Origin of the sequence: Microcystis sp. M53598_WE2 (assembly GCF_030067735.1) — a bacterium.
Taxonomy (GTDB): domain Bacteria; phylum Cyanobacteriota; class Cyanobacteriia; order Cyanobacteriales; family Microcystaceae; genus Microcystis; species Microcystis aeruginosa.
Map to the genome: position 1 here is coordinate 1 of NZ_JASJFE010000522.1, position 2,390 is coordinate 2,390.

A 2,390-nucleotide genomic window follows, 5' to 3' on the forward strand; every position below is an offset into this window, starting at 1 on the left:
GGTTAACTAGGGTTTGCTGAATAAATCTAAAAACCATGTTGGATAAGACTTTTAGACCTTTTTGAAATCCAAAAGTACCGCCTATTGGAGTGATCGGGGGGAAATTCTCAGGACTTTTTCCCTGAAAATTAGGTAATTGACCCCCTGAAAATGGGTAAAACCCTACACCCTACACCCTACACCCCACACCCTGCCCCCAGGAAAAACTTTTTGCCGCAAAGCCTATTTAAGACGAGGTGATCACGCTGGCTTCTTCCACTTGAGACCAAGAAGGATGAGCGCGTTCGATTTCGGAGGATTGCAGCAGCGCTAAAGCGGCGATAAAGTCTCTAATTCCCTGAAAATTGCCGTAAACCGAAGCAAAGCGCACATAGGCCACTTCCGATTCTTGCCGGAGGTATTCTAGGACTAATTGACCGATCTCCTGACTTGTTACCTCCCGTTTTGAGTCTTGCTGCAGACGGGATTCGATATCATTGACGATCGCCTCTAATCTTGAGGGGGGAATGCCGGTTTTTTCGCAGGCGCGGACGATACCCCGCAGCAGTTTGCAGCGATCAAAAGATTCCCGTTTACCATCTTTTTTAATCACCGTGATCGGCACGAATTCGATGCGCTCGTAGGTGGTGAAGCGATATTTACACTGTAAGCATTCACGACGACGACGAATGCTCTGACCGTTTTCGGAGGAACGGGACTCTAAAACGCGACTATCGGTATGCTGACAATGAGGACACTGCATAGGAGGCGCTCGGTGAGGGGAACCTTTAATTTAAGCCTTTAAATACGAAAACCAGAGCCGCTAACCTGCTTTTGACAAGCGGGCGGCTCAGGGAAGAAAATTATTAAGTTAAACGGAGTTAAGAAATTTACTTTTGAATCCGGGGAGGTTCCCGGAAGGCGATGGCGAAGAAAATTACCGCCAAGGCCATAGTTAAAACCAAGATGTAAGCGACGCTTTCCATGGTTGGACATCCTACAAGATTGCTATGACAATCCTATAGTATCAGGAAATGAGCTTTTCGGCTTGTCTGGGGATGTAATCTACATCCCCAGAATCAGTGGCGATCTATTTAACGCTAACTTTTGCCCCGGCATCTTCCAGTTTTTTCTTGACGGCGGCGGCATCATCTTTGTTGGTGCCTTCTTTAACCGCTTTGGGAGCGGCTTCTACTAGGTCTTTCGCTTCTTTGAGTCCTAAACCAGTCAATTCGCGCACTACCTTGAGGATAGCAATTTTCTTGTCGGCGGGAACTTCTTCAAGAACGACGTTAAATTCGGTTTGTTCTTCCACAGCTTCAGCGGCGGCCGCAGGAGCAGCCCCGGGGGCAGCCATAATTATGCCACCGGCCGGAGCGGCGGCGCTAACTCCGAAGGTTTCTTCGATACCTTTGACTAATTCCGCAGCTTCTAAGAGGGTCAGGGTTTTGAGTTTTTCTAAGATTTCAGCTACAGCAGACATGGGTTAGACTCCTAATTGTTTTAAGTGATTGATTGGTGCGGTGTTAAGCCGCTTCTTTTTCTTCTTGACGGGCCACGGCATCGACGGCACGGGCCAAAGATGCTGGAACTTCGTTGATGCTGCGGGCCAGTTTGGTGGCAATGGCGTTGATTGCTCCAGCGGCCTGAGCGATTAACTGTTCTTTCGACGGTAAATCGGCGATCGCTTTGATCTGATCTTCCGTCAACAGTTGACCTTTGGTCCCTTCTTTGAGGACACCGCCGCGCAATTCGGTTTTTTTGCTTTCTTTTTTGAACTCTTGATAGGCCTTGAAAGCTCCACCGATATCCTCTTTTACGAGCAGAAAGGCGGATGTTCCCGATAAAAGGCTTTTCATCGGTTCCCAGCCACTATCTTCAGCGATCGCCAAGCCCATCAAAGTATTTTTGGTGACTTGACAAATCGTTCCCGTGGGGCGCAATTTGCGGCGTAGATTGCTGATTTCGGCGACGGTTAAACCTTGATAGTCGATGACCATCGTTAATTGAGCTTCCCTCAGGGAGGTTTTTAATTCTTCTAGAATTACTCCCTTGCTTTCTCTGCTTCTCCCCATCCCTTGTTCACCTCCTGTATGCGGGGGACCGGTCCACAGACAGGCGCAAAAATAACCCCTTGTAGCGCCGGGGTTGAGTGGAGAGAATCCAGTTCAGGCACGACCAAGACAGAAAATATCTCTCTTTAGTCTTTTTGGCTGCTGTTTTCTCGCTTTGACCTCGGCAGGGTATTTAAGCTGTTTCGCACCTGCTGTCTTTGGCTTAAGCCAGTCCCTCATCATAACATTATTGCGGGATTTATGTCAAGCCCTGGGAAGGAACGAGCAGGGCGATCGCATTTAAGACTGAATCCCTTGAGTATAGGCTACTTAGGGTTTGCTGAATAAATCTAAAAA

General features: G+C 48.1%; 4 protein-coding genes. All 4 read right to left on the reverse strand.

Annotated elements, in window-relative coordinates:
• Positions 1 to 226 precede the first annotated feature (226 nt).
• Positions 227 to 742 carry a transcriptional regulator NrdR gene (gene nrdR, locus PX636_RS10615; protein ID WP_004162769.1) on the reverse strand — a complete coding sequence of 172 codons (516 nt, stop codon included), beginning with the start codon at positions 740 to 742 and terminating at the stop codon, positions 227 to 229.
• A 127-nt stretch (positions 743 to 869) separates the two neighbouring features.
• Positions 870 to 965 (reverse strand): photosystem II reaction center protein T, encoded by a 96-nt coding sequence (locus PX636_RS10620; RefSeq protein ID WP_071823417.1) that lies wholly within the window; start codon positions 963 to 965, stop codon positions 870 to 872.
• Between the two features lie 104 nt (positions 966 to 1,069).
• Positions 1,070 to 1,462: a 50S ribosomal protein L7/L12 gene (rplL, locus tag PX636_RS10625; RefSeq protein ID WP_004162771.1), complete on the reverse strand. Its 393-nt coding sequence runs from the start codon at positions 1,460 to 1,462 to the stop codon at positions 1,070 to 1,072.
• A 43-nt stretch (positions 1,463 to 1,505) separates the two neighbouring features.
• The gene (gene rplJ / locus PX636_RS10630; protein WP_004162773.1) at positions 1,506 to 2,054 is read right to left on the reverse strand and encodes a 50S ribosomal protein L10; all 549 of its coding nucleotides are present in this window, start codon (positions 2,052 to 2,054) and stop codon (positions 1,506 to 1,508) included.
• Between the last annotated feature and the right edge of the window lie 336 nt (positions 2,055 to 2,390).

What these genes read in the sequence shown, in the direction of transcription:
- nrdR (WP_004162769.1), bottom strand. Translation starts at nt 742, where the DNA reads ATGCAGTGTCCTCATTGTCAGCATACCGATAGTCGCGTTTTAGAGTCC.
- PX636_RS10620 (WP_071823417.1), bottom strand. Translation starts at nt 965, where the DNA reads ATGGAAAGCGTCGCTTACATCTTGGTTTTAACTATGGCCTTGGCGGTA.
- rplL (WP_004162771.1), bottom strand. Translation starts at nt 1,462, where the DNA reads ATGTCTGCTGTAGCTGAAATCTTAGAAAAACTCAAAACCCTGACCCTC.
- rplJ (WP_004162773.1), bottom strand. Translation starts at nt 2,054, where the DNA reads ATGGGGAGAAGCAGAGAAAGCAAGGGAGTAATTCTAGAAGAATTAAAA.